Raw genomic sequence first — 24,046 nt, 5'->3', positions numbered from 1 at the left:
TAATCACCCACAGGAGACTTAAATGATTAAAAGATTGATAACGTTAGGTGCAATGGCCGCTGTTTTATTTGGCGCTGCTGGTACGGTGGCAGCAGATGTAAAGTACAACGGTCCAAAAATGGATTTGAGTAAATACCAACCAGAATTCCGCGTTGGATTTCTTGGGGATGAAGCTGCTCAAGACATCCTGACACGTAACACATGTTTGAAAGATTACATCGAAGCGGCATACAACGTGCCGGCCAAAATGTTCACTTTCAAGGATTATGCGGGCACCATGGAGTCAATGCTTGGTGGTAACCTTGATTACGCGTGGTTTGGTTCGTCGGGTTATGCTGGCATGTATCTTGAAAATCCAGACGCAGTTGTCCCAGTGTTGACCAGAATGCAGCCATCAGGTGATACCGGCTATTATTCGGTCATGGTGACCTTGAAAAATTCGGGCATCAAAAATCTCGAAGGTATGAAGGGTAAAAGCCTAGGTTTTGCTGACCCAAACTCCACATCTGGGTATTTGATTCCATCAATCGAGTTGGTTGAAAAAATTGGCAACCTTGACAATTATTTCTCAAAGACTGGTTTTCAGGGCGGCCACGAAAATGGTGTTTTGGCAGTTCTGAATGGTGATGTTGACGCAGCAGTGACTTGGGTTTCTGGTGTCGGGGAATGGAATGAAGGTTACTCATCTGGCAACCTGAGAAAGATGGTTGATAAAGGCATTCTGAACATGGATGACATTACGCAGATCTGGTCATCAAAGCTTATCCCAAATGGTCCAATTGTAATGCCAAAGGCGATGCCGCAAGAGGCCCGGGATGTGATGGTAGGTATGAAGCAGTGGATCCTCAAAAATGACGCTAAGTGCAATGAGAACATTGCCAATGGCATCGTGAAGGCATGGGTGCCGGTGGATCACTCATTCTATGAGAGCATCGTGAAAGCGCGTAAAGCTAAAATCGAAGCCAAGAAAAACTCCTAAAAAACAACTTTAACGGGGCCAGCATATCGTGCATCTGATGCTGGCCCTTCGCTCTTTCAAAGATGTGAATAGACCTTTTTAAGGGTACTTAAAATGTCCACAGCGCTACCCGAACATATCCAGCTCATAGAAAAAAATTTACAGCAGTTGAATAGGACCAGAGCTGTTTATTCATTAATTGGAATTGCTGCGACCGTCCTAGTTGTGTTTTCCGGGGTAACAGTTGCGAATAATTACAACGCGGGGAGCTTTAGCCGCGGGATTTCAAATTTCTTTGACTATCCATTTGACTTATTTCGCGAAGCCTACGCTGCCGGTTGGTCCTGGTTTGGCTTACTCTTCGTGCATTTTCCTGATCTTGTTTCAACGGTTAATATGGCGCTCTTCTCAACCGGTGTTGGCACATTGTTGGCTGTCTTGTTAAGCCTGTTCAGTAGCAAGAACCTTATCAAAAATCAGCTTATTGTGAATAGCACTAGACGTTTCATGGATCTTTGCCGCTCCTTCCCTGAATTAGTCATTGCAATGATTTTATTATACCTTATGGGAAAGTCTCTCCTGCCGGCTGTTATTGCGATTGCAATTCATACCGCTGGTGCCCTGGGAAAACTATTTTCTGAAGCCATTGAAAACATAGACCGCAAGCCGCTTGAAGGGTTGGAATCGCTCGGGGCTTCCTGGTGGGTTCGAGTTAGGTTTGGCGTTTTGCCTCAAGTACTGCCCTTGTTTTTTTCCTATGCACTCTTGCGCTTGGAAATCAATGTCCGAGCGTCGACTATTCTGGGGTTTGTTGGTGCTGGTGGCATCGGTGAGGCATTATCTACAGTAATACAGTGGCGCTATGGCGACGAGATATTGGCAATAATGGCGCTACTTGTGTCGACGATTGTTGCCCTTGATTACCTCTCGAGCTTTTTCCGCACAAAGCTCATAAAGGGAGGTGTGTGATGGCTATAATGGCGATAAATCCACAAGTCCCCGCTTTGCAGGTCGAAAATGTAAATCGGGCTGCAAAGCGACACGTTATCTCAACGATATGCTTAGCTGGCGGTATTTTATTGTATCTAGTGTTTTCGGTGATCCAATTTGACATCGCAAATGTCACCCGTAAATGGAATGCGGATCGTGGAGGCATGTTTCTCCTTGATACGTATGCGCACAAAGATCATGTAACAATGAAATGGCAGGAGCCAGAAAAAGTAGTTGCATCCTTCGAAGGTGGTTACCGTTATATTTATGATACGGCGCCGTGGCTAAATCGGAATTATGGCAAAGGCGGTACCGCGGTAACTTTTGAAAATGGTGGTAAGGTTGTTTTTTTCAAAGACCGGGTAGAGATGCAGGATTGGCCGGGTGAAGAGCGACCATATATTTTCAAAATCGACATCAATGGGCGGCCATATGTGGAAGGACTTGGCGAAGCATCTTTCAATTTGCCTCCGTGGATGCGGGTCTCTGAGAACAAAATTGAGGTGCGTCCATCGTTGTTTGAGCGTATCCAAGTTTACAAAAGCAAGGTCGAAGTCCATCGTTATGCAGTGGGGTGGAAATATTTTTGGTTTGATTTTGATAGCCTGTTAAGAGACTACAGCTTTGGTGAAACCTTAAATCTTATCTTTGTGAAAGATCGCGTTGATCCTGAACAAAGTAATTTAAACTTTGTTCTCGATGAGTTTCTTAATAACGAAATCTGGTTCCATGGCGTTGTTCTTTTCTCGCTTGTCGAAACCGTGTTGATGGCTCTGTTGGGAACAATGATTGCATCAATGATCGGTCTACCACTGGCGTTTTTTGCAGCCGCCAACATTACACCATTTGCAATGGTGCGGTTTGGCCTACGTCGATTGTTCGACTGCTTACGCGGCATTGATACTTTGATTTGGAGCCTGGTTCTGCTGCGCGCATTTGGCCCTGGGCTTTTCACGGGCATTTTTGCCATTGCGTTAACTGATATCGGCACACTTGGCAAACTAATGTCCGAGGCAATTGAAAACAGCGAATCCAAGCAAAAAGAGGGAGTGGCATCGACTGGAGCGTCCAGGTTGCAGCAGCATAGATTTGGTATTATCCCACAAATCTTGCCCGTGTTTATCTCACAGTCGCTTTACTACCTTGAGTCAAACACCCGTAGCGCTGTGATTATCGGGGCAATGGGTGCGGGTGGCATTGGGCTACAATTCTTGGGTGCACTTCAAACCGGCAATGACTTTGAGAATGTTGCATACATGGCAATTCTGGTTCTTTTGACTGTGATAATTATGGACAACATGTCAGCACGTTTGCGTCGATCTTTAATTGGAATTTCAGAAAAATCAAAATAAGGAGGCCCCATGTTTCTACGTACACTTATCATCTCAGCGACAGCTATATTTCTGATATTGCCCGCCTCTGCGCAAGTGCAGCAAGCTGGCAATGAAGCGAGTGCAAATGCTGATGCAACATTTCAAAAGCTTATCGATAAATGCGATAATATGGAGATGTTGATGCTCCGCGCACGCTTACGTCTGGAGATCAGTCGTGCGACTGAAGATGCTGCGACGCGCGCGAGTGCAATGCTCACTGATGGATTTGAAAAATGCGCAGCAGGTCAGGTCGAGGCAGGAAAAACAGCCCTGCAGGAAGCATATGAAATTGCTCGTATGGGGGTTACTGAGGCCTATGGCCAAGATGCAACTACTAAAGTAGTTGTTACGCCTAAAGCCTCTGACGAAGTAAAGACAAATGGTGACAATGCGTCAAAGCCTTGGTGGAAAGTATGGTAGTTTAAAACGCCAGGCCTCAACAAAATTCTCTTGGATGGCGCTCTCAATGCTGCCTGGGCGTTTTGTGCGAATGGTTTGAATAGCCTCATCTGTGGTCATGCCAAATGATTTCAGTGCAGTTGCAGCGATCAAACCGGTGCGCCCTAGGCCAGCATGACAATGGATAAACACGGCCGTACTGGCTTCCAAACAATGGGCCATGGTGGCAATAACTTCCGTGAGGTATGGCTCCTGAGAGGTTAGCGGTGCCTCCATATTACGGATTGGTAGATGATGCCACAGTATGTCTGATTGAGACAGATGCGCCGCCAGTAATTCAAAACCGAGCGCTTTGATTTCGGCTTTTTCAAGAAGTGTTACAACTACGCGAACATCTGCGCCGGACCATTGGTCGAAAATGTCCATATTGTCATGTGCCAAAGGGTTTAAGGTGGGGCAAGGCGATAAGATCATTGTGCCACGCCAATCCGCCGAAAATTGACGCAGTCGGATTATCGTCGGTAAATGGTTTTTTATCGGTGTGGTGGAATTTCGGTTAAACATACATTATTGATCGCAAACTGTTGTTACAATGGCGTGACAAATTTCAAAAGGGAGACTCGTTTGGTGGCAAAAAATTTGGGTTTAGAGCCTTTGCTCCATGAGGCTTGTGAGATTACTAATAGTCATTTTGGTGTTTACACCGAAGTTGGTAAAGGGTCTCGAGTGCTCAATACGACGTTTGGTGATTATTCTTATTGTGACCGCTTTGCCGATATCGCCAATGCACAGATTGGTAAATTTGCCAACATTGCATCATATACACGCATTGGCCCAACAGATCACCCAATGCATTGTGCCAGCCTCCATCATTTTCTTTACCGCACCAAAGACTACTGGCCTGATGCAGAAAACGACGCCACATTTTTCGCGCACCGTGCGTCACGCATTGTTGATATAGGTCACGATGTTTGGCTTGGACATGCATCGGTAATTCGCCCGGAGATAAAAATTGGGCACGGAGCAGTTGTTGCTTCTGGGGCGGTTGTGACACATGATGTACCGGACTATATGATCGTTGCAGGCGTGCCAGCAAAGCCGCTTAGACAACGATTTGATGACACAATTGCAGAGCGCCTCATAGATTTGGCTTGGTGGGATTGGTCACATGAAAAACTGGGGCAGGCGGTACCTGATTTTCGGAATTTGCCAATTGAAGCTTTTTTGGAAAAATACGCCTAAAGCGCGTTAACTTCGCCGACTGTTAGCGTAATCAAAGAGGCAACAAAAAGGCTTGTGCCATACTCGATGGGACTCCCATTCGATGTATTGAGGCTTTTGGTCCGAATCAATGGTGCGCCTATTTGACAATTTAAATATTTTGATAAATTTGCACTTGCCAAGATTGCGGTTATTTCTGTCTGAGCGCGTTCATATTCTGTAACACCGCACGCTCCTAGCGCGGTTGTAATAGAATTGGTGCGCTGCAAATGGGTCAAAAAATCAGGTAGCCGTTCAGTCGGAAAAATGCTGGTGAAATGTAGAATAGGGACATTGTTCGAATAACCAATTCCTTCCACCACATGAACTTGCGCATTGCGTGGCAATTGCAGTGTCGCTTTTTCGTGCAAATCAGCATGGCGTGTTTCCAGTCGCATAGTTTTGATTGATGATTGCTGATGAGCATCAGCAAGATTGCGTGAAAAACGTGTATTTTTGTTAATTCGATATTTTACTGGTTTAGTACTAACAAAACTTCCCAGTCCGCGCTTTGATATGACAAATCCGGCATCTTGTAATGCCTTTAACGCATGGCGAAGCGTGTTGCGGTTGACGTTAAATCTTTTTGCAAGTTCTTTTTCGGTCGGCAATTTCTCGCCCGGACGATAATGACCTCGCCCGATTTCAGCGGATAGCTGCTCATATATAGAATGCCAGAGTGCCAAATTGATATCGTCACAAATATTTAACAAAATTTTTCTTGAAAAGACCTATCACGGGCTTTAGTGGTTGTCTAGTTGTCTAGTTGTCTAGTTGTCTAGTTGTTTATAATAGGATGGGGGGATGCAGCATGCTGGAAAGGTCGGAATGGCTAAGCGTACTTGCGAAAGCACCTCAACAGTTACTTGAAGATCTGTGGCGTTCCTCAGATCTCGACCCACCCTATGACATTATCCGCCCAGCCGAGATCGGCGGCATTATGGTGCGTGGGCGTATGGGTGGCACTGGTGACCCATTTAATTTGGGCGAGATGACCGTGAGCCGTGCATCGGTCAAGTTATCTTGCGGCACCGTTGGTCATGGCTATGCCAAGGGTCGCGCGAAGACTATGGCGCTCAGGATTGCGCTTTGTGATGCTCTTCTGCAAACGGCTGATGCCAACAAGGTTGATGCAAAAATATTGCAGCCGCTCATCGACGCTAAGTCGACTAGTGATCAGGAGATTGCGGATAAAGCAGCTGCAACAAAAGTTGATTTTTTTACACTTGTGCGGGGAGAGTGATTATGCAAATTGCGTCGCTTTCTGGCGGATTTACTGATCATTCAAAACAGTCGGCCACCGCATTTCGTCTGATGTTGCAGGCAATGGCACGGCCCGGCAAGATCTACAGGGTCACCGGAGTCTTGCCGCCCCAGCCGATGTCGGTTGCGATGGCTGTAATTTTACTAACATTGTGCGATCAGGACAGTTCTGTTTACATCGCGCCAACTTATCAAAATGAAACGGTTGAGCAATGGTTAACTTTTCACACGGCCGTTTCGTTTGCAGACCCGCAACGTGCCAATTTTGCCATTGGATCTTGGGATGAATTGACGGCTGTTGATGTTTTTGCCTATGGCGATGATCAATATCCGGAACTTTCAACGACACTCATTTGTGAGTTGCCAGCTCTGGAAAGCGGTAATCTACGCATTACTGGTCCTGGCATTGCGACTGAAAACTGGTTGAATCTGAAAGATGATGCATCGTCACTGCGTCGCCCAGAATTATTTCCGCGCGGCGTCGATATGTTTCTTACTGCAGGCGATCAAATTTCGGCAATACCGCGTTCAGCAAAATTGGAGATGCGTTGATGTATGTGGCTGTTAAAGGTGGTGAAAAGGCAATCCGTAATGCGCATAGCTGGCTGGCTGAAGAACGGCGCGGCCAGCCAGGCTTACCAGAGATGCAGGTTGATCAAATTCGCGAGCAGCTCTCTATTGGCGTGACAAGAATAATGGCAGAGGGTTCGCTTTATGATCCGGACTTGGCGGCCCTTGCTATGAAGCAGTCACGCGGCGATATGGTTGAAGCTATTTTTCTTATTCGTGCTTATCGCACGACACTGCCACGGTTTGGATATAGCGAACCCATAGATAGCGCCTTGATGCTGTGTAAACGTCGTATTTCGGCAACTTTCAAAGACATTCCGGGAGGGCAAATTCTTGGCCCAACCTTTGATTACACCCATCGATTATTAGACTTTAATTTGATGGCAAAAGGGGATGTCGAACCGGCTCAAAAGACCCAATCTGATATCAATAAGTCGCCACATATTCTGCAACTATTAAACAAAGACGGCCTCATTCAAGATGAGCCAAGACATAACGCTGAGCCTGCTGATTTAACACGTGAACCATTGGCATTCCCGGCCACTCGTGCGGTACGACTGCAAGCTTTAGCACGCGGTGATGAAGGCTTCTTGCTAGGGCTTGGTTATTCCACGCAACGCGGCTATGCGCGCAACCATGCCTTTGTTGGCGAACTTCGCGTTGGCATCGTCGCCATTGAGTTCTTTGTGCCTGAGTTGGGGTTTGCGATCGATATTGGTGAAATTGAAATTACCGAATGTGAGACTGTAAACCAGTTTCAGGGGTCCAAAACTGAACCCCCACAATTCACCCGTGGCTATGGTTTGGTTTTTGGCCAGCAGGAACGTAAGGCCATTTCAATTGCGCTTGTTGATCGTGCATTAAGATGGCGGGAAATGGGCGAGGATAATGTTGGTGCGCCGGCGCAAGACGAAGAATTTGTAATGTCCCATTGCGATAATATCCAAGCGACCGGGTTTGTTGAGCATATCAAATTGCCACATTATGTAGACTTTCAGTCTGAATTAGAATTGATACGGCAGATCCGACGGGACGCGTTTGTCGCGGAGGCTAATCAATGACCCTAAATGCAGATCCGAACAGCAGCGCTGATAAAGATGCAAGTTATAATTTTGCTTATCTTGATGAGCAAACTAAGCGCATGATCCGCCGCGCGTTGTTAAAGGCGGTTGCAATTCCCGGCTATCAGGTGCCATTTGCTGCGCGGGAGATGCCAATGCCTTATGGATGGGGCACAGGTGGTGTTCAAGTTACCGCTGCATGCCTTACACCAGATGACTGTTTAAAAGTAATTGACCAAGGTGCCGACGACACGACAAATGCCGTCTCGATTCGAAGTTTTTTTGAGAAGACTGCCGCTGTCAAGACAACAGAAAATACCGCCGAAGCATCGATCATTCAAACGCGGCACCGGATACCTGAAACACCGCTCAACGAGAACCAGATTCTTGTTTATCAGGTGCCAATTCCGGAACCCTTGCGCTTTCTTGAGCCGCGCGAAACCGAGACCCGTAAAATGCATGCGCTGGCTGAATATGGGTTAATGCATGTCAAACTTTATGAAGATATTTCGCAACATGGCCATATTGCAACCGCTTATGCCTATCCAGTTGAAGTCGAAAACCGGTATATAATGGATCCGTCGCCCATTCCAAAGTTTGATAATCCTAAAATGAATAACTCACCTGCTCTACAATTGTTTGGTGCGGGGCGCGAACAGCGAATCTATGCGATTCCGCCATACTGCCAAGTCCAGAGCCTTGATTTTGACGACTATCCGTTTAATCGCCTGCGCGCGCCACAGAGCTGTGAAGTTTGTGGTTCTGAGAGCAGTTATCTGGACGAAATGATTGTCGATGACGCCGGTGGCCGAATGTTTGTGTGTTCAGATACGGATTATTGCAGTCGGCGTCAGGCTGGGCAAGACGCTGAGCCGGAGGTGGGTCAATGACAGCGTTATTTTCAGCTAAATCCATCACCAAGCAATATGGTAGCCAAATTGGTTGTGAGGATGTCAGTTTTGATGTTTATGCTGGTGAAGTTCTGGGAATCGTTGGCGAGTCCGGTTCTGGAAAATCGACTTTATTGAATTGTATTTCCGGTCAAATTGGTTTTGATAGCGGCTCGGTACATTTTGATATGCGCGATCGTGGATTCTGTGACATAGCCACCTTGTCTGAGCCCGAAAGACGGCTTCTGGCCCGCACTGATATGGCATTTGTTCACCAAAACCCACGAGATGGCCTGCGCATGGCTGTTAGTGCCGGTGGCAATATCGGTGAACGACTGATGAATATCGGTGCGCGCCATTATGGTGATATCCGGGCCACGGCCAGTGAATGGATGTCGCGAGTCGAGTTATCAACAAACCGTATCGACGATCGGCCATCTGCGTTTTCCGGTGGCATGCAACAGCGGCTTCAAATAGCGCGTAATCTGGTAACAGCACCTAGGCTGATTTTTATGGATGAACCGACCGGTGGGCTTGATGTGTCTGTTCAAGCAAGGCTGCTTGATTTACTTCGTGGTCTTGTTCAAGAGCTGGGGCTAGCTGTGATTATTGTCACACATGATTTGGCCGTGGTGCGCATGCTTGCAGACCGAATGATGGTTATGCAACAGGGACGAGTGGTTGAGGAAGGTTTGGCCGATCAGGTTTTAGATGACCCCCAGCACGCTTACTCGCAACTTCTTGTAAGCTCAGTATTACAGGTGTAGCAAAATGTTCGATGTTAGAAACGTGACCAAGACATTTTGCCTACATCACCAAGGAGGCACCGAGATCACAGTATTGAAAGATGCATCATTTCAAGTTGCCTCTGGCGAATGCGTTGCTTTGACCGGACCGAGTGGTGCTGGAAAATCGACAATACTACGCCTGCTATATGGTAATTATCTGTTGCAAGACGGTTTTATTCGAATAGGCAATACTGACCTTGCTAAAGCCGCACCAAGAGACATCTTATCGATGCGTCAGAGTCATCTTGGTTATGTGAGCCAGTTTTTGCGTGTCTTGCCGCGTGTATCAACGCTGAAAGTTGTTTGTGAGCCGATGTTGAAGGCAGGCATGGATGCAGTAGCCGCTGAAATACGCGCAAAAGATTTATTGCACAAGTTGCGTATTCCCGAAAGGCTCTGGCATTTATCGCCACTGACATTTTCTGGTGGTGAACAGCAGCGGGTTAATATTGCACGCGGCCTTGGGCCCACCTACCCCGCACTTTTGTTGGACGAACCAACCGCAAGTCTCGATGCCGCTAACCGTGAGACGGTTCTGGAATTAATTAATGTCGCGCGACAAGATGGTGCGGCAATAATTGGCATCTTCCATGACAAGGCCGCTAGGAAACAGGTTTGTGACCGTGAGGTTGATGTGAGTAATTTTGGTACGGGTTATGTTCATGCATGATGGCATTAAAACTAAGTCTGGGCGGCTTTTTACCGTTGTCGGCCCATCTGGTAGTGGCAAGGATAGTATTCTTAATGCATTGAAACCACGTCTGCCGAGTCTCAAAATTGCGAAACGCGTTATCACCCGCCCTAAAAATGGTGGAGACGAAGATCACGTTTATTTGTGTCAACGCCTGTTTGATCGTGCGGCACAGGATGGCTCCTTTTTATTCAAATGGCATGCGCATGGGTTATCTTATGGTGTTCCCACTAGCATTTTAGATGATTTAAAATCTGGTCACGATGTGTTGTTTAATGGTTCTCGTCACGCATTAGCTGACATGCAGATAGAATTTCCAGATCTAACGGTTATTTGGGTGACTGTGTCCATTGACATACTTGCGTCACGGCTAGCAAACCGAGGGCGAGAAACGGATAAGGCGATTAGGAACAGGCTAGAGAGATACGCTCCCTCTCCCCCAAAAAATGCTATCATAATCGATAACAGTGGTGCGCTCTCAGGCGCCGTAGATCAGCTTGTAAATGTATTTCGCGTAACAAGTCATTGATCTGGTTCAACAACCAAGTGGGACTCTCTCAATAAGGTGAAACATACCTGTCTCTGACTCTCCGACGGCAGCAACATCACTCACCCGAACTGGCGATTGCGTCGCCGCACTAAAAATGGTTCTGGCGGCATGCAGCATAGCCTTTGATCTGTTTTGATCCAATGCATCACTCAGGGTCAGATGAAACCGAAACTCCTCAAGGACATAAGGGTATCCCCAGTTTTTGAGAAGCAGAAGTTGCTGTTTGGTCAAACCCACACTGCTTCGTTTAGCAATTTCTAGCTCATCAGGTGGCTGACGCAAACCATCCAAACCAACAACCAGATTTGTGGCTAACTGATCCAACAAAGGACAAGGTGCTGATGGGGTTATTGCCAGAAAATTACCCATTAATTTTACGCGCATCTCAGGAATTTTGAATGGCCTTTGGTCTGCAGCGAGTTGTCTAAGGGCAGATAAAAATTCTGTCTGGCCAAATTCAGCTTTTAGCCGCATTGGTGGCTTTAAGGTGCCGTGAAATCCGTACTTTTGTGCCCGTTTTGTTAGGTTGGCGATATCTTTGGGAACAAGCGGGCCAGTCAGGCGATCAACAAATTCACCGTCAGAAACACTCCATCCCAGCCAGTGATTTCCCAAAGTACCAAGCTGACTGATCGCTTCAGGGATATAATATACAGCAAATCGTCTAAAAGTCGGGTAAATAAAACGCACGGTAGTTCCCTCACATGTCATAATATTGCAATGTTTTTTGGATATTAAAAAGCTTTACACCAGGATTGTGACAGTCAAATGACAACTACAGTTTTAGCAAATGCTCGGATTATCGGTGAGAACTCTGATTTTATTGGAAGTATTGAATTTAATCAGTCGGGTATACGGCGCATAGGTGAAGGGAAATCAGTGCCGTCTGGTGCGATAGATTGTAATGGCGATTATGTGTGTGCGGGATTGATTGAATTACATACAGACAATCTTGAGCGGCATTTGCAGCCAAGACCAGGAGTCTTTTGGAACTCAAAGGCTGCAGTTGCTTCACATGACCGGGAACTCGCAGGTTCCGGCATCACAACTGTATTTGATGCGTTACGGGTTGGATCAGTGCCGTCAGACGAAAAATCGACTGGCTATAGAAAATATGCGCGTGAAACGGCGGGTAATATTCTGTCTTTGGTAAGATCTGGTGACATGAAGATCAACCACTACCTTCACCTTCGAGCTGAGTTATGTACCGAAACACTACCTGAAGAAATGGCTGAGTTCGGACCTAGTGATGGGGTTGGGCTTGTCTCATTGATGGACCATACTCCGGGGCAAAGGCAATTCAGGGATGCAGAAAAACTCCGTGAATATCTTCGTGGTAAGCATGGATTTTCAGAAGAGAAGATTGACCAGCATTTTGCAGAACGTTTGGAGTTACAGGCACAGTTTGGTGAAAAGCATCGCGATGTTGCCATTGAATTTGCAAGGTCGGTTAAAGCGGTTTTAGCAAGCCATGACGACACCACACGTGACGATGTGATCGCGTCAGCCGCATCTGGTGTTAAAGTTGCAGAATTTCCGACGACAATTGAGGCAGCAGAAGAGTGTCGGCAAAATGGACAATTTATCATTATGGGCGCGCCAAACATCGTGCGCGGTCGGTCACATTCTGGAAACGTTGCTGCGCATGACCTTGCGCAGGTAAATTTGCTGGATATTTTGAGTTCAGACTATATTCCCGCCTCTTTGCTGATTGGCGCTGTAAAGCTAGGTCGGACCCTTAACAGCCTTTCCAAGGGTTTGCAGAGTGTGACATCGGCACCGGCAGATGCAACGGGATTAAGTGATCGAGGGCGCCTAAGCGTAGGCAAACGAGCAGACATTGTCAGATTCCGCTTGCATGACCAAATGCCTATAGTCGGGTCTGTTTTCTGTGGCGGTGTGCAGGTAGCCTAGTCGCCAGATGTAAATTCAGATTTGCTTTTTTGACGTGATCAAGCTGGTTTCATGAACGGTATCAGCACAACGATACATGGTGTCTTCTGCATCACTACCGATAAGTGTTTTAGAGTCAAACAAGCCGTTGCCAGTTGCCTTTAGTGACCACGCGACTGGTTTGTTTTCAGATAGCGTGCGCTTTTCGGTATAAACATTCATTCTACAGGCAAGTACGTTGTCCGCCAGCAAGCAGGGCGTTTCCGCAACCGCCCAAAACATATAACCGCCGTCGTCGCCAAGGGTAAGGGCTTCAACTCTGAGGTCGGCATGAATGATCATTTTGAATGACTGGCAGTTGCTGCTCACCTGCTCTGCTGTCATCGCGTGATTTGTGCCCTCATCTGATGTTGTCCATACGCCTATTAGATCATGCACTGTGATACGCTGGTCTGCGTAAGCTAGACTGCTGAAAAAAAACGAAAGCAGCAACGTTAAAAGTATGTGGCTTTTATTAACGGGTTTGGACATTTTTTGTTTCTCCAATTGGCGCGACGCCCTCGGCGACATTGTTTCTAATTTTCAGACGAATGAGATTTTTTTGAGACAATTAATTTTTTTGAATAACGGGATAGTGAGCGCGTTGCTTTGTTTAGCTTCTGAAAGCAGTGTTTGATCATTCATCAAAAGATTAATGATTTTTTTTGTGCCTTGGCTGGTCGCCCTGCTTGATGCCTCATTTACGGTAAGAAAAACCCGGTTTCTATGGTTGGCTTCGGGCCAATTTTCCTCAACAGCGGTGATTTTTACAAAGAAATACAAAATATCTTCGATCCCTATTTTGTTCGACGTGAACAACAACGGGTACGATTTCCTCTTCACTTTGCCTGTTATCCCAGCTTCCTCAAAGAGCTCACGAGTTGCAGCTTTGGTCAGCTGTTCATTTGGTTTTACTATCCCTTTAGGCAAAGTAATTATGCCTTTGTGTCGACGGCTACTCACAAAGCACAATTCGACGCCATTGGCGTTATTTATATAGGCAATTGCTCCAACTTTCATATTGAAAGGTTACCACAAATATGCAAAATGTACATATTAAATACGCAACTATTGCATAATTTCTATTAGGTTGGTTTTGTAATGAAATCTAAAGAGTTCAAGAGGTGGCGCAAAGCGCATGGTTTCAGTCAGACGAAAGCAGCTCGCAAACTTGGGCTAAAGTTACGCACCGTACAATATTATGAAAAAGGCGAACGGAAGGGAAAGCCAATAGAAATTCCAAAGGCGGTGTCACTGGCCTGTTTTGCAATATCGTGTGGCATTGAATGTGTCGATTTTACACAACCAAAAGGGCAACCCGTTTTGAAAGACAAAGGCTTCTTCGAGATTAATTCAATCGACACAAATTCTTAGGCACGAGTGGAAATTTATTCTTAATGCTGGCGATCTAAAGAGAACCACCCAAGTCTCGGTGCGAAGATCACTGGAAATCAAACAAAAATGTACCAAAACCTAAGTTTGCGTGCGGCGGTACAGGATAGTATCGGCAAGGCCTATGACCTTGCGGTCAGGTTGTGCCCCACAGATGGGCTCTGGCTTTTTGAGATAAAGGCAGGAAATCAAACAGTCTTTATTATGCACGCCTCCGCAATTGATTCCTTTCTATAGTTACAGTCAACAAACCATTGCGGTGCGTAAGCTATTCCATATTGAAGTGGAATGATCTAATAATAATTTAGATATTTAGCTTGGCAGCTCTGCTGGCATGAAACTCAACAGACCCACTATAGAAATCCGCAATAGTCTGGTGACTGGAAATAAATGGTCACTGCTTCAATGACAACAAAGGTCCAATCACAATGACATGGCTATATCTGGCTCTTGGCTCGATGTTTGTTCAGCAGACCTTTGTTACGCTTGGCAAGGTTTTACCGTCGGTGCTTGCGCCCGCGATTATTCTTGAGCTTCAAGTAGAGGCGTCATGGGTTGGTGTGTATGTTAGCATGATCGCCGCGGTTTCACTTTTTGTACAGGCAGGTTGTGGGAGTGTTATTGTGCGCTTTGGAGCGCTCCGTGTCAGTCAGGTGTCACTTTTGCTGACCGGAATTGGATTGATTCTAGCGGCTCCAGGTTCCATCGCATTGATGATTGTATCGGCAATAGCTATTGGTGCATCAGCGTCTTCAACCCCGGCAAGCTCTCACCTGTTAAGCCGATATGCGCCTAGTAAATATGCCCCACTGGTTTTCTCTGCAAAACAAACAGCAGTTCCGTTTGCTCTGTTAATAGCCGGATTGCTTGGTCCAATGTTAACTGAAACTTATGGTTGGCGGTTTGCACTTATCGTAATTGGAGTCGGTTGTTTGCTTTTTTCTGTATTTCTGGAATTAGCGCGCAGTGAGTTTGATAGTGATAAAGACCTGACGCGGAAATTTCACTTGTCCGATTTTCCTGAAACGATAGGCTTCGTCATTAAAAAATCTGAACTTAGAGGCCTCGCATTCGGTGCCTTTGCCTTCGTTGGACTACAAACCACTTTTATTGCTTATTTTGTGGTTTACCTGACCGAAGTTGGCTTCACGTTGGTTGAAGCAGGAACTGTTTTTTCAATTGCAACTGTGGTAGCCATACCTGGGCGTATTTTCTGGGGTTGGTTGAGCAGTCAGTATGTGTCCCCGAGAGTTATGCTTGGCCTTTTGGCGGTTATGATGTTTTTTTCGGTTTCAGCGGTTAGCTTATTTAGTCCGGTTTGGACCCATTGGCATGTAACGCTTGTGGCTATTGCAGTGAGCGCGTCGGTTTTTTCATGGCATGGGGTGACGCTTGCTGAGGCTGCAAGGCTGGCCCCTGTATCAATGCGGGGCGCTGTCACTGGTGGCGTGTTATCATTTGGTCAATGTGGCGGGCTGGTTTTGCCGCTTCTCTATTCATTGGTGTTGAGCTTGTCGGGAAGTTATAAGCTGGGCTTTTTGGTATGTGCGTCGCCGGCGCTTTTAATCGGGTTGTTGTTGTTATATTCGGCGCGCAATAACTTGCAACCAACCCATGATTAGGCAATTGTAGTGCTTGCTTGGGCATTATCGCTTCGCCATTTAATTTTTGTAGTAGATTTATATGGCGCCAAATTGGCGAAGATGGCCTTATTGAAAAGCAATCCATAGAAAGTTACCGCCGCCACCAAGCGCCATCAGATCTACCAGCATCTCGTGGTTGCGGTTTGTGATGCGCTCTAGAATTAGCCGGCCAAGCATTGCGCCCGGGATGGTGGCAATGCCCGCAATAATGCCAAGGGTCAGGATGTCATGTCCGATTAGACCTATGCTGCCAAATGTCAGGGCACGTGCGATATGCGTCATCGCAGAAATCACCGCTAGGGTCGCAACAAAGCTTGCCTTTGATAGCCCATAACCCAGCATGAACGGCACCAGCAACAAGCCGGGGCCGGTTGATGAGCCGGCCAGGAATCCAAAAATGCCACCAACAAAACTCAGTAAAGATGGAGAGGTCTTGATTTTGTATGATTTCGCAATTCGCCGGATCGGGATTGAAATTAACACAACGCTGCCGAGCATTAGCGCAATCATTTTTGCCTCTAACTGCGCATAGAAGATGCCCCCTAGCACGACCATTGGGATCGCCGGAATGGCAACACGCAAAAATGCCTCGCGGTGAAAATCAGCGCGGTTGATCCATGCGCGCGATATACTGCCAAACAGCAGCATGATTGCCAGCACTGGCAATACCGACGTGATGCCAATGATTGGTGTTAGGAAAACTGCGGGCAGCAAGCCACCTGCAACACCTGTTATACCGGTTATCGCGGCTGTTACAAAAGCAACGGCACAAACAAGAAGAAGATCTGTTAATTCCAAATTTGGGTACGCCCATGTGTCAAAAGCCGGTTAGCTGAGAAAAGGGTCCGGAAGATAACCCGCCTTCTGGCTTTGTGATGGTAAATCATGGTCAGACAAATGCCGCCTCTTAGCGGTCCCATATGGCGGCATTTGCCGGTTAGATGATTGGCGTTACGCAGCAGTAGGCGCCCGCTCATCTCGGATTTGCGTGCGGTGCATAAGCCGGTCTTGGTTCGGGTCGAGGTCGCCGCGCATATGCAGCGTGTAACGGTTATCCCATATGACAAGATCGTTTGGTTGCCATTGCTGCGCCCAGAGGTGTGAGCCGGTTTCGATATGGTGCCAAATCTCGTCCAATAGCTGATCACTGTCCTGGTCATTCAACCCGACAATCCAGGCATTTGGCCGCCGTCCAACATAGAGCGACTCTTTCCCCGTTGAGTGATGCTTGATAACCAATGGATGCACCGCACCGGGCCTGTTCTCGTTACTATAGTTTTCGTCAAAACCGGCGCGTAGCTGGCCGGCTGAATTGCGTGTTGCATCATGCTTGCATGACAATCCCTTAATCCGTTCTCGCAGCGCGTCTGGCAAGGTTTCATAGGCGCGGTTCAGATTGTAAAAATGAGTATCACCGCCGGTTGCAGGTGTGGTCAGGCCATAGAGAATACTCGCTTTTGGCGGCAGGTCCTTATAGGTCATATCCTGATGCCAAACCAGTTCAGAATTGCCTAGCCCACCAATTGCAACACCCTCCTTGACTATATTTGAGATTACGGCAATTTCTTCCCGCGTTGGATGGTATGCACCATTAACTGGACGCGTTGGTGCTTTATCAAGAGCGCCAAAATATTGGGAAAAGCGGACAAATTGGTCTTCAGTTAAATTTTGATTGCGAAATCGGAGAACTAGATGCTGATCCCATGCAGCAGTCACTTTTTTAAAAACGTCGCCATCAATTTCTTGCGTCAAATCCAACCCAACTATGTCGGCGCCAAGCGCGGCGCCTGTTGGTATAACCTCAAATTGATTATTTGCGCTCATTTCAACCCCCTGTTTCTGTCAAAAGCCTGCTCAAAGCTTAGGCTATACAAATGATGAAAAAAAATGAAAAATAGCAAATTATTTATGCGTTTTTTACATAGGTAAGTGATGAAAAATCTGCCATTTCGCTGGATCGAGACATTTCGGGCGGTTTCTAGGGCGGGCAGTATGACGGATGCTGCGCGCATATTGAACGCCGATCAGTCGGCGATGAGCCGGCATATCGCCGCGCTGGAGAGCCAGCTCGGCATCACCTTATTTGACCGAAGCAAACGGCGGTTACGGCTTACGGCCGAGGGTAAATTGCTATTGGCCGAGGCGGATTCGGCTGCTGAGGCATTGAACAGGCTTGTCCGCAAGGCTAATGAACTTCGCCAGGTTTCAGAGGGGCATCTGCAATTGCTTACCTCTGCGACTCTTGCCCGCGGGCTTATGCCCAAGGCGTTAAGTATTTTCAAGGCCACGGCTAGCGGTGTCTCGGTTAATGTTGATGTGGTCAGCAGGGTTGAGCTAGAGCGGCGCATTGAGGGCCAGCAGTTTGACCTATGTGCGGTGGCTTTGCCATTCACATATCCAAGCGCACACCTTGTCCATATCGGCAGTTTTCCGGGTGTTTGCGTCCTGCATAAACGTCACAAGCTCGCCAAGATGCAACGGATAGATATTGCTGATCTTGCTGGTGAAACAATGGTTGGGCTGCCGCAGGGAACGATTGGCAGGATGCGGATCGACCAATTATTTGCTGAGGCACGCATCGAGTATAAACCGCAGTTTGAAACAACTGCGGTGGCGGTGAATGAATTTGTCGAGCATGGCATTGGCATTGCGATTACCGACCCGTTTACGGCAAGATCAAACAGCAGCGAAAATGTCGTGATCCGTCCGCTAAAACCGACGATCCATTATGATTTTGCCTTTCTGTTTCCGGCTAACCGCCCCCGGACGACGCTAGCGTCATTATTTGTCGAGGCAACTGCAGACGGGTTGCGGGTCTGACGCATATCGTCAATAAGTAGAATTACTCCCTCACCAACAGATTTCTGCCGGCTATTGCGCGCTAAATAAAAAGACCGGCAACTGCCGGTCCTTTCACCATATCGGTTAAGGCCGTCAGAGCCCTCTTTTATTAGCCAGCGTTAATCGCCAACCTTGATCCCTGCTTCCTTGTAATACCGTAGGGCGCCTGGATGATATGGCATCGCATTTGCTGGTGCCATTGTGGCGGATTTGGCATTTTTGAAAGCACCAAAACTGGCGCCAAGCTTGTCATTATGTTCAACAATGGCTTTGGTTATTTTATAGACCAATTCATCGGAGACATCTGTATTCGTCATCATCATCCATGGAATTTCCATGATATTGACGTCTTTTTGCAGGCCCGGAATATTCGGGTTGGCTTTCATCGAAATGATTTTTGCCGCTGGCATGAATTGCTTTAACTTTGCTTGACCCTCGGGCGAATTATCGAGCGAGACATATTTAAGGCCGCCACGATCACGAAGCTGGGCATTGGATTTTTTGCCCGCACCTGAATTCAGGCTGACAAGTGAAACATCCACCAGACCATCACCAAGGGCAAAAATACCTTTCACGAAATTGGATACTGGCACCTTTACAAAATCATCATAGACCATGCCGCCGTTTGCCAGCCCGCCTTCAATGTAATAGGGAATGATCGTCGATCCCTTATATTCAGATGCGATGCGTAGCCCGGATGCCTTTGCTTTCAGGTCGGCAATGGTTTCAATGCCAGTATCAGCAACTACCATCAGGCCAGTCTTCAGTGGGAACATTGTGCCAACAAGGCGAAGTTTTGAATTTTGTTTGCCAGCATAAGTGCCAGTGCCGGTGCTGGCAAAGCCAACCTCGACAGCATTGGCAAAACCAAAATCAAGCTCGCCATTATTGATCAGCGGCAGATAACCAGTTAGTGGCTGTGTTCGGGCGGTGATGCCAAGTTCTTGGTTCACAATTTTTGCAATTGATTGGCCGGTGTTAAAGCCGAGTGACCCTTGTGATCCTGATCCGATCGTAATCACCTCCGACATCGCAGGCGCAGTAAAAAGGGCCAGGCCAAATGTGGCACCAAGCATTGTTTTAAAAGTTTTGAGCATTGTATCCTCCCATTAATTGCTCGTTATTCCTGTTTTAGGCTGGAAACTTTTTGGCCGTAGCGCGGCAAATAAGGCAAGCCCTGCGACAATGGCACATGCCACCATATTCATCAGCATGCCAATAATCGGAAATGGCAGGCATAACAGCCCCAAAATGATCGCAAGCAAGCGTAAAAGAATTGGCAATCGCCGCGTAAAATGACCGACGATGCCAACCGAAACCATGAAAATGCCGGCCAATGAAAAGCCCAAAGCCATGGTAATTTCGAGGCTGTCACCATCCAGCAGAAGGCTTGGCGTCACAACAAAAACAAATGGCACGACATAGGCCGCCCAGCCGATCCGCATGGCCGCAATGCCGGTAGAAAACGGGTTGGCATTGGTAATGGCAGCAGCGGCGAATGCTGCAAGCGCAACAGGCGGCGTAATCATCGACATCATGCCAAAATAAAGAATGAAGAGATGGGCAGCTAATGGGTTCACACCAGCCTCGACAATCGATGGCGCAACCAGTGCTGCCAAAAGCACATAAACGCCCGAAGTCGGCATACCCATGCCAAGTAGAATACAGATAAATGCAGCTGCAAAAAGAATCACAAACAGGTTCTGCCCAATCACCTCCAGCAATAACAAGGTCAAAGCAAAGCCGAGGCCTGTCGCGTTCAACACGCCGATAACAAAGCCTGCGGCGGCAACGATAAGAATGAGATCAACCATCGATGTGCCAGTGCTGATCAGTGTCTGACGAATCTGGGAAATGGTCAGTTTTTTGCCCTTATAACCGCGCAGCATCCCAGTTACGATGACCGCAGCCGAGGCCAGTATTGCGGCCATTTCCGGATCATATCGCAGCCAGAATAATGCCAGCACCAGCACCAGCATAGGCAGGATAAAATGCCAACCCTCACGTAAAACCGCGCCAATATTTGGCGTGTCATCTTCCACCGGTTTGATATTGTCACGCGCGGCGATTAGATCGACCTGAATAAAGACACTGAAATAATAAATGACCGCGGGCAGCAATGCGCCGGCGGCAACTGTCAGATATGAAATTTCAAGGAATTCGGCCATTAAAAATGCTGCCGCTCCCATGATTGGCGGTGTCAGCTGGCCACCGGTTGAGGCAATTGCCTCGATTGCGCCAGCATCGTTCTTTGAGTAGCCGCCACGCCGCATCAGCGGAATTGTGACAACGCCGGTGGTCACAACATTCGAGACTGCACTGCCGGAGATGGAGCCGAATAGGGCTGAAGCGATGATTGAGATTTTTGCGCTGCCACCGCGTGTCCGGCCAGTTGCAGCCATTGCAAGGTCGGTAAAGAATTCGCCGCCACCGGCACTGAATAGCAACTGTCCAAAGAATACAAACAGCACGACAATGACAGTGCCAACCGCCAAAGGAGTGGCAAAGACGGCACCGGGATCAAAGCCTAGATATTGCACCAGCTTGACCGGCGACATTTCTTGGCCAACCAGCGTGCCGGGCACTCGATCTGCCAAAAGAGCGTAAATCAGAAAAACCAGAATGATCGCAAAAAGCGCCATGCCGGCGCGCCGGCGCACGCCTTCAACAACGCCCAAAACAACGATGCCGCCCAGCAATGTCAGGATCGGCGGGCGATAGGCCTGTTCGGCCAGCAAATTGTCGTAATTGTACGCCATATAGGTCAGGCCGGCAAAACAGACAACGGCGGCTAGAACGCCAATCAGGTCGCGAACCAAGCTGTTTGACGGGGTCAAAAATAGGATTGTTAGCGCCAGTCCAAGCTGAAAGCCCATATATTGTTCGGTCAGAAACGCAATGCCCAACCGGGTTGGCGCATCAAGATTCCATAAGATGCACAATATCGTCATCAAACTGGCGGCAGCCGCAATCAGCCCATATTGCAATGATGATAGAAACGATGGGTTGTTTTGATGATCTGCTACTGGGGGAGTCATTAGGGTTCTCTTATGGATTAGGTTTAGATTTTCGCAAAACTGCGCAAATGTAAAATTAAAACGTAAGAAAAGTATGATTTTGCTGCAAAACCTCGATCTATCGCCAGCCCCCAGCCTATCCCCAAGCCGGGTTACTCCCATGCCCAGATGATATTCATTTGAAAACCGAAATATGTCGGTTAGGTTGTTCAAACGATATTGTGCTTGGATGAGAGTAAGAGCACCGTTTAGACTTATGACTGTAATTTGCAATCCGGCGACAGGCCCACGCGCTATAGAAATGGAGATCATCCTATGTCCTATCCAGAGTTAAAAATGCTAATTGCTGGTGAGTGGGTGTTGGGCAGTGACGGCGCAAGTGAGCCGGTTATTTGCCCGGCTGATGGTACCGAGATCGGCCAGGTGCCTCATGCCAGTCCGGCAGACCTTGATCGGGCGCTGGAAAGCAGCCTTGAAGGGTTCAACCTGTGGCGCAAGATGACCCCGCATAGTCGGCAGGCCATTCTCGAAAAGGCGGCACGTCTGCTTGAGGACAGGTTTGAGGTTAATTCTGCCAATCTAACGCGCGAAATGGGCAAGCCGCTTGCCGAGGCGAAAATTGAAATGCAGGTCGCAATTGATCTGCTTCGTTGGTACGCAGAAGAGGCCAAGCGTGTCTATGGGCGGATCATTCCGTCACGATTTCCGGGCATGCAGCATGAGGCGCGCAAATTGCCAGTTGGGCCAGCGCTTGCCTTTGTGGCATGGAATTTTCCGGCAACAAATGTGATGCGCAAGGTTGCTGGTGCGCTGGCTGCCGGATGTTCGATAACGATTAAACCAAGCGAGGAAACGCCGGCTACCGCCATTGCAATTGGTGCGGCACTGGTGGATGCGGGCTTGCCTGCGGGTGTGCTGAATATTGTTTTTGGGGTGCCAGCACAAGTATCAGAACATCTGCTTGGCTCGACGATTCCCCGTAAACTCAGCTTTACCGGCAGCGTGCCTGTCGGCATTCATCTGCAACAGCTTGCTGCCAAAAATATGATCCGCTGCACGATGGAGCTTGGCGGCCATTCGCCGGTGATGGTGTTCAAAGACGCTGATATTGATGCCGCGGCGCAGCTTTGCGCGATGGGCAAATTCCGCAATGCGGGTCAGGTTTGTATTTCACCAACCCGCTTTTTCATCGAAGAGCCAGTTCGTAATCAGTTTCTGGCAGCTTTTAGAAAACATGTTGAGGCGGTCACTACCGGCAATGGCCTTGATGCGGGTGTTACAATGGGGCCGCTTGTTGCCGAACGCCGGATTGACATCATGGATGGTTTTGTTGCGGATGCTCTTCAAAAGGGCGCCGAGCTGTTGGTTGGGGGTGGCCGGATTCAAAGCCCGGGGTCATTTTATCAGCCAACCCTGTTAAGCGATGTTCCCGACACCGCGCGCATCATGACCGAAGAGCCGTTTGGCCCAATTGCGCCGACCGCAGTTTTTGCAAATATCGACGAGGTGATTGCGCGGGCAAACAGCCTGCCATTCGGTCTTGCGGCCTATGCTTTTACCAATAGCGCCAAAACCGTTGGCATTTTAAAAACCGAGATTGAAACTGGTATGCTTGCAGTAAACTCGCTTCATGTTCATTCGGTGGAAACGCCGTTTGGCGGGCTGAAATTCAGCGGCTATGGCCATGAAGGCGGCAGTGAGGGGCTCGACGCATTTCTGGCAACCCGTTATTCGAGCGAGATTTATAATTAAATAAAGTCACGCCAGCTGCTGGCGCCCATATGCGCAGCTAGGCGGCAGGCCGGGATAATCTGGTGCTAGCTTGCGCTGTCAATTTCCACCTCACCAATCATGACTTTTTCGAATTTCTCGAAAAACATCTTGGACAGTTTTTTTGCCGTGCTGGTGATCAGCCGGCTGCCAAGCTGGGCAATCTTGCCGCCGGTTTCGGCGGTTGCGGTATAATGCAGAATTGTCGTATCACCATCTTCGGTTAATGTCACATCAGCGCCGCCCTTAGCAAATCCGGCAAGACCGCCTTCGCCTTCGCCAGACAGGCTAAACCCGTCCGGTGCCTTTGATTGGTCAAGTGTAACAAAGCCATTGAATTTTGCCTTAACGGGCCCGATTTTCAGCACAACTTTGGCAACCAGTTTGGTTTCGGACTCGCGTTCAAGCGATTCGCAACCCGGAATGCAGGCCTTTAGGATCTCAATATCATTCAACGCTTCATAGACCGCGGCACGGGTGGCAGGGATCGTGATTTCGTCGGCAATTTCCATCATGGCAAATTCCTCGCGGCTAGCAGCAATCTTTTTGCGGTGGTAATCTCTCAAAAAATTTATAGGACGACTGGCGGCCGACTTGCAACGGCAAAGGTTATGCCAAGCCACGGAATGCAGGCTTGGCATCTGTCAATTTGGCCAAT

The 24,046-nt window shown here is 47.9% G+C and carries 27 protein-coding genes; 17 read left to right on the top strand and 10 right to left on the bottom strand.

Translation table 11 applies throughout. The features are described from left to right. Positions 1–22: 22 nt before the first annotated feature. From phnD to AB8881_05625, 4 genes are all read left to right on the top strand, one after another. The gene (gene phnD / locus AB8881_05640; GenBank protein ID XDZ64363.1) at positions 23–979 is read left to right on the top strand and encodes a phosphate/phosphite/phosphonate ABC transporter substrate-binding protein; all 957 of its coding nucleotides are present in this window, start codon (positions 23–25) and stop codon (positions 977–979) included. A gap of 93 nt (positions 980–1,072) precedes the next feature. Then, complete coding sequence (gene phnE / locus AB8881_05635) at positions 1,073–1,927, top strand: phosphonate ABC transporter, permease protein PhnE (protein ID XDZ64362.1); 855 nt, start codon at positions 1,073–1,075, stop codon at positions 1,925–1,927. Beyond that, positions 1,927–3,300: a phosphonate ABC transporter, permease protein PhnE gene (phnE, locus tag AB8881_05630; GenBank protein XDZ64361.1), complete on the top strand. Its 1,374-nt coding sequence runs from the start codon at positions 1,927–1,929 to the stop codon at positions 3,298–3,300. The genes phnE (AB8881_05635) and phnE (AB8881_05630) overlap by 1 nt, the downstream gene beginning before the upstream one ends. A 9-nt stretch (positions 3,301–3,309) precedes the next feature. Continuing rightward, the gene (locus tag AB8881_05625) at positions 3,310–3,741 is read left to right on the top strand and encodes a hypothetical protein (protein XDZ64360.1); all 432 of its coding nucleotides are present in this window, start codon (positions 3,310–3,312) and stop codon (positions 3,739–3,741) included. On the opposite strand, the gene AB8881_05620 is transcribed toward AB8881_05625, so the two are convergent. Continuing rightward, the gene (locus AB8881_05620) at positions 3,715–4,146 is read right to left on the bottom strand and encodes a dual specificity protein phosphatase family protein (GenBank protein XDZ64359.1); all 432 of its coding nucleotides are present in this window, start codon (positions 4,144–4,146) and stop codon (positions 3,715–3,717) included. The genes AB8881_05625 and AB8881_05620 overlap by 27 nt on opposite strands. A gap of 99 nt (positions 4,147–4,245) precedes the next feature. Here AB8881_05620 and AB8881_05615 point away from each other — a divergent pair, with 99 nt between their 5' ends. Beyond that, positions 4,246–4,962 (top strand): chloramphenicol acetyltransferase, encoded by a 717-nt coding sequence (locus AB8881_05615; protein ID XDZ64358.1) that lies wholly within the window; start codon positions 4,246–4,248, stop codon positions 4,960–4,962. On the opposite strand, the gene phnF is transcribed toward AB8881_05615, so the two are convergent. Beyond that, positions 4,959–5,666 (bottom strand): phosphonate metabolism transcriptional regulator PhnF, encoded by a 708-nt coding sequence (gene phnF, locus AB8881_05610; GenBank protein ID XDZ64357.1) that lies wholly within the window; start codon positions 5,664–5,666, stop codon positions 4,959–4,961. The two genes, AB8881_05615 and phnF, sit on opposite strands and share 4 nt — an antisense overlap. Positions 5,667–5,791: 125 nt before the next feature. Between phnF and phnG the strand changes: the two genes are divergently transcribed. Genes phnG through phnN form a run of 7 tightly spaced genes read left to right on the top strand, consistent with a single transcriptional unit; the run spans position 5,792 to position 10,772 of the window. After that, positions 5,792–6,223, top strand: coding sequence for a phosphonate C-P lyase system protein PhnG (phnG, locus tag AB8881_05605; protein ID XDZ64356.1), 432 nt, complete (start codon positions 5,792–5,794; stop codon positions 6,221–6,223). Between the two features lie 2 nt (positions 6,224–6,225). Continuing rightward, positions 6,226–6,795: a phosphonate C-P lyase system protein PhnH gene (phnH, locus tag AB8881_05600; protein ID XDZ64355.1), complete on the top strand. Its 570-nt coding sequence runs from the start codon at positions 6,226–6,228 to the stop codon at positions 6,793–6,795. After that, complete coding sequence (locus AB8881_05595) at positions 6,795–7,874, top strand: carbon-phosphorus lyase complex subunit PhnI (GenBank protein ID XDZ64354.1); 1,080 nt, start codon at positions 6,795–6,797, stop codon at positions 7,872–7,874. The genes phnH and AB8881_05595 overlap by 1 nt, the downstream gene beginning before the upstream one ends. After that, a complete protein-coding gene (locus AB8881_05590; GenBank protein ID XDZ64353.1) occupies positions 7,871–8,764 on the top strand; it encodes an alpha-D-ribose 1-methylphosphonate 5-phosphate C-P-lyase PhnJ in 894 nt (297 codons plus the stop codon). The genes AB8881_05595 and AB8881_05590 overlap by 4 nt, the downstream gene beginning before the upstream one ends. Continuing rightward, the gene (phnK, locus tag AB8881_05585) at positions 8,761–9,531 is read left to right on the top strand and encodes a phosphonate C-P lyase system protein PhnK (protein ID XDZ64352.1); all 771 of its coding nucleotides are present in this window, start codon (positions 8,761–8,763) and stop codon (positions 9,529–9,531) included. Before AB8881_05590 ends, phnK begins: the two co-directional genes overlap by 4 nt. 4 nt (positions 9,532–9,535) lie before the next feature. Next, positions 9,536–10,222, top strand: coding sequence for a phosphonate C-P lyase system protein PhnL (gene phnL / locus AB8881_05580; protein ID XDZ64351.1), 687 nt, complete (start codon positions 9,536–9,538; stop codon positions 10,220–10,222). Next, a complete protein-coding gene (gene phnN / locus AB8881_05575) occupies positions 10,215–10,772 on the top strand; it encodes a phosphonate metabolism protein/1,5-bisphosphokinase (PRPP-forming) PhnN (GenBank protein ID XDZ64350.1) in 558 nt (185 codons plus the stop codon). The genes phnL and phnN overlap by 8 nt, the downstream gene beginning before the upstream one ends. Positions 10,773–10,778: 6 nt before the next feature. Here the strand turns inward: phnN and AB8881_05570 are convergent, their stop codons facing one another. Continuing rightward, a complete protein-coding gene (locus AB8881_05570; protein ID XDZ64349.1) occupies positions 10,779–11,483 on the bottom strand; it encodes a DUF1045 domain-containing protein in 705 nt (234 codons plus the stop codon). Between the two features lie 78 nt (positions 11,484–11,561). On the opposite strand from AB8881_05570, the gene AB8881_05565 reads away from it, so the two are divergent. Further along, the gene (locus AB8881_05565; protein ID XDZ64348.1) at positions 11,562–12,707 is read left to right on the top strand and encodes an alpha-D-ribose 1-methylphosphonate 5-triphosphate diphosphatase; all 1,146 of its coding nucleotides are present in this window, start codon (positions 11,562–11,564) and stop codon (positions 12,705–12,707) included. A 15-nt stretch (positions 12,708–12,722) separates the two neighbouring features. On the opposite strand, the gene AB8881_05560 is transcribed toward AB8881_05565, so the two are convergent. After that, the gene (locus AB8881_05560) at positions 12,723–13,217 is read right to left on the bottom strand and encodes a hypothetical protein (GenBank protein ID XDZ64347.1); all 495 of its coding nucleotides are present in this window, start codon (positions 13,215–13,217) and stop codon (positions 12,723–12,725) included. 51 nt (positions 13,218–13,268) lie between these two features. Beyond that, on the bottom strand, positions 13,269–13,745 hold the full coding sequence (locus AB8881_05555) for an NUDIX hydrolase (protein ID XDZ64346.1): 477 nt from the start codon (positions 13,743–13,745) through the stop codon (positions 13,269–13,271). 81 nt (positions 13,746–13,826) lie between these two features. Here AB8881_05555 and AB8881_05550 point away from each other — a divergent pair, with 81 nt between their 5' ends. Continuing rightward, positions 13,827–14,099, top strand: coding sequence for a helix-turn-helix domain-containing protein (locus AB8881_05550; GenBank protein XDZ64345.1), 273 nt, complete (start codon positions 13,827–13,829; stop codon positions 14,097–14,099). Between the two features lie 446 nt (positions 14,100–14,545). Next, positions 14,546–15,739: an MFS transporter gene (locus AB8881_05545; protein ID XDZ64344.1), complete on the top strand. Its 1,194-nt coding sequence runs from the start codon at positions 14,546–14,548 to the stop codon at positions 15,737–15,739. An 87-nt stretch (positions 15,740–15,826) separates the two neighbouring features. On the opposite strand, the gene AB8881_05540 is transcribed toward AB8881_05545, so the two are convergent. Beyond that, positions 15,827–16,558: a TSUP family transporter gene (locus AB8881_05540; protein ID XDZ64343.1), complete on the bottom strand. Its 732-nt coding sequence runs from the start codon at positions 16,556–16,558 to the stop codon at positions 15,827–15,829. Positions 16,559–16,711: 153 nt separating this feature from the next. Beyond that, on the bottom strand, positions 16,712–17,584 hold the full coding sequence (locus AB8881_05535; protein ID XDZ64342.1) for a TauD/TfdA dioxygenase family protein: 873 nt from the start codon (positions 17,582–17,584) through the stop codon (positions 16,712–16,714). 108 nt (positions 17,585–17,692) lie between these two features. On the opposite strand from AB8881_05535, the gene AB8881_05530 reads away from it, so the two are divergent. Further along, positions 17,693–18,580: a LysR substrate-binding domain-containing protein gene (locus AB8881_05530; GenBank protein ID XDZ64341.1), complete on the top strand. Its 888-nt coding sequence runs from the start codon at positions 17,693–17,695 to the stop codon at positions 18,578–18,580. 140 nt (positions 18,581–18,720) lie between these two features. Here AB8881_05530 and AB8881_05525 read toward each other — a convergent pair whose 3' ends face one another. Together AB8881_05525 and AB8881_05520 are read right to left on the bottom strand one after the other, a co-directional pair. Next, complete coding sequence (locus tag AB8881_05525; protein XDZ64340.1) at positions 18,721–19,698, bottom strand: TAXI family TRAP transporter solute-binding subunit; 978 nt, start codon at positions 19,696–19,698, stop codon at positions 18,721–18,723. A 12-nt stretch (positions 19,699–19,710) separates the two neighbouring features. After that, a complete protein-coding gene (locus tag AB8881_05520) occupies positions 19,711–21,639 on the bottom strand; it encodes a TRAP transporter permease (GenBank protein XDZ64339.1) in 1,929 nt (642 codons plus the stop codon). 294 nt (positions 21,640–21,933) lie between these two features. On the opposite strand from AB8881_05520, the gene AB8881_05515 reads away from it, so the two are divergent. Continuing rightward, positions 21,934–23,370 (top strand): NAD-dependent succinate-semialdehyde dehydrogenase, encoded by a 1,437-nt coding sequence (locus AB8881_05515; protein ID XDZ64338.1) that lies wholly within the window; start codon positions 21,934–21,936, stop codon positions 23,368–23,370. Between the two features lie 65 nt (positions 23,371–23,435). Here the strand turns inward: AB8881_05515 and AB8881_05510 are convergent, their stop codons facing one another. Further along, entirely contained in the window at positions 23,436–23,900 is a 465-nt protein-coding gene (locus AB8881_05510; protein ID XDZ64519.1) for a CoxG family protein, read from the bottom strand. Positions 23,901–24,046 lie beyond the last annotated feature (146 nt).

It is taken from the genome of Alphaproteobacteria bacterium LSUCC0396 (genome assembly GCA_041228345.1).
In the GTDB taxonomy this organism is placed as follows: Bacteria; Pseudomonadota; Alphaproteobacteria; order Puniceispirillales; family Puniceispirillaceae; genus UBA3439.
This window is presented reverse-complemented; position numbering and strand designations above follow the sequence as displayed.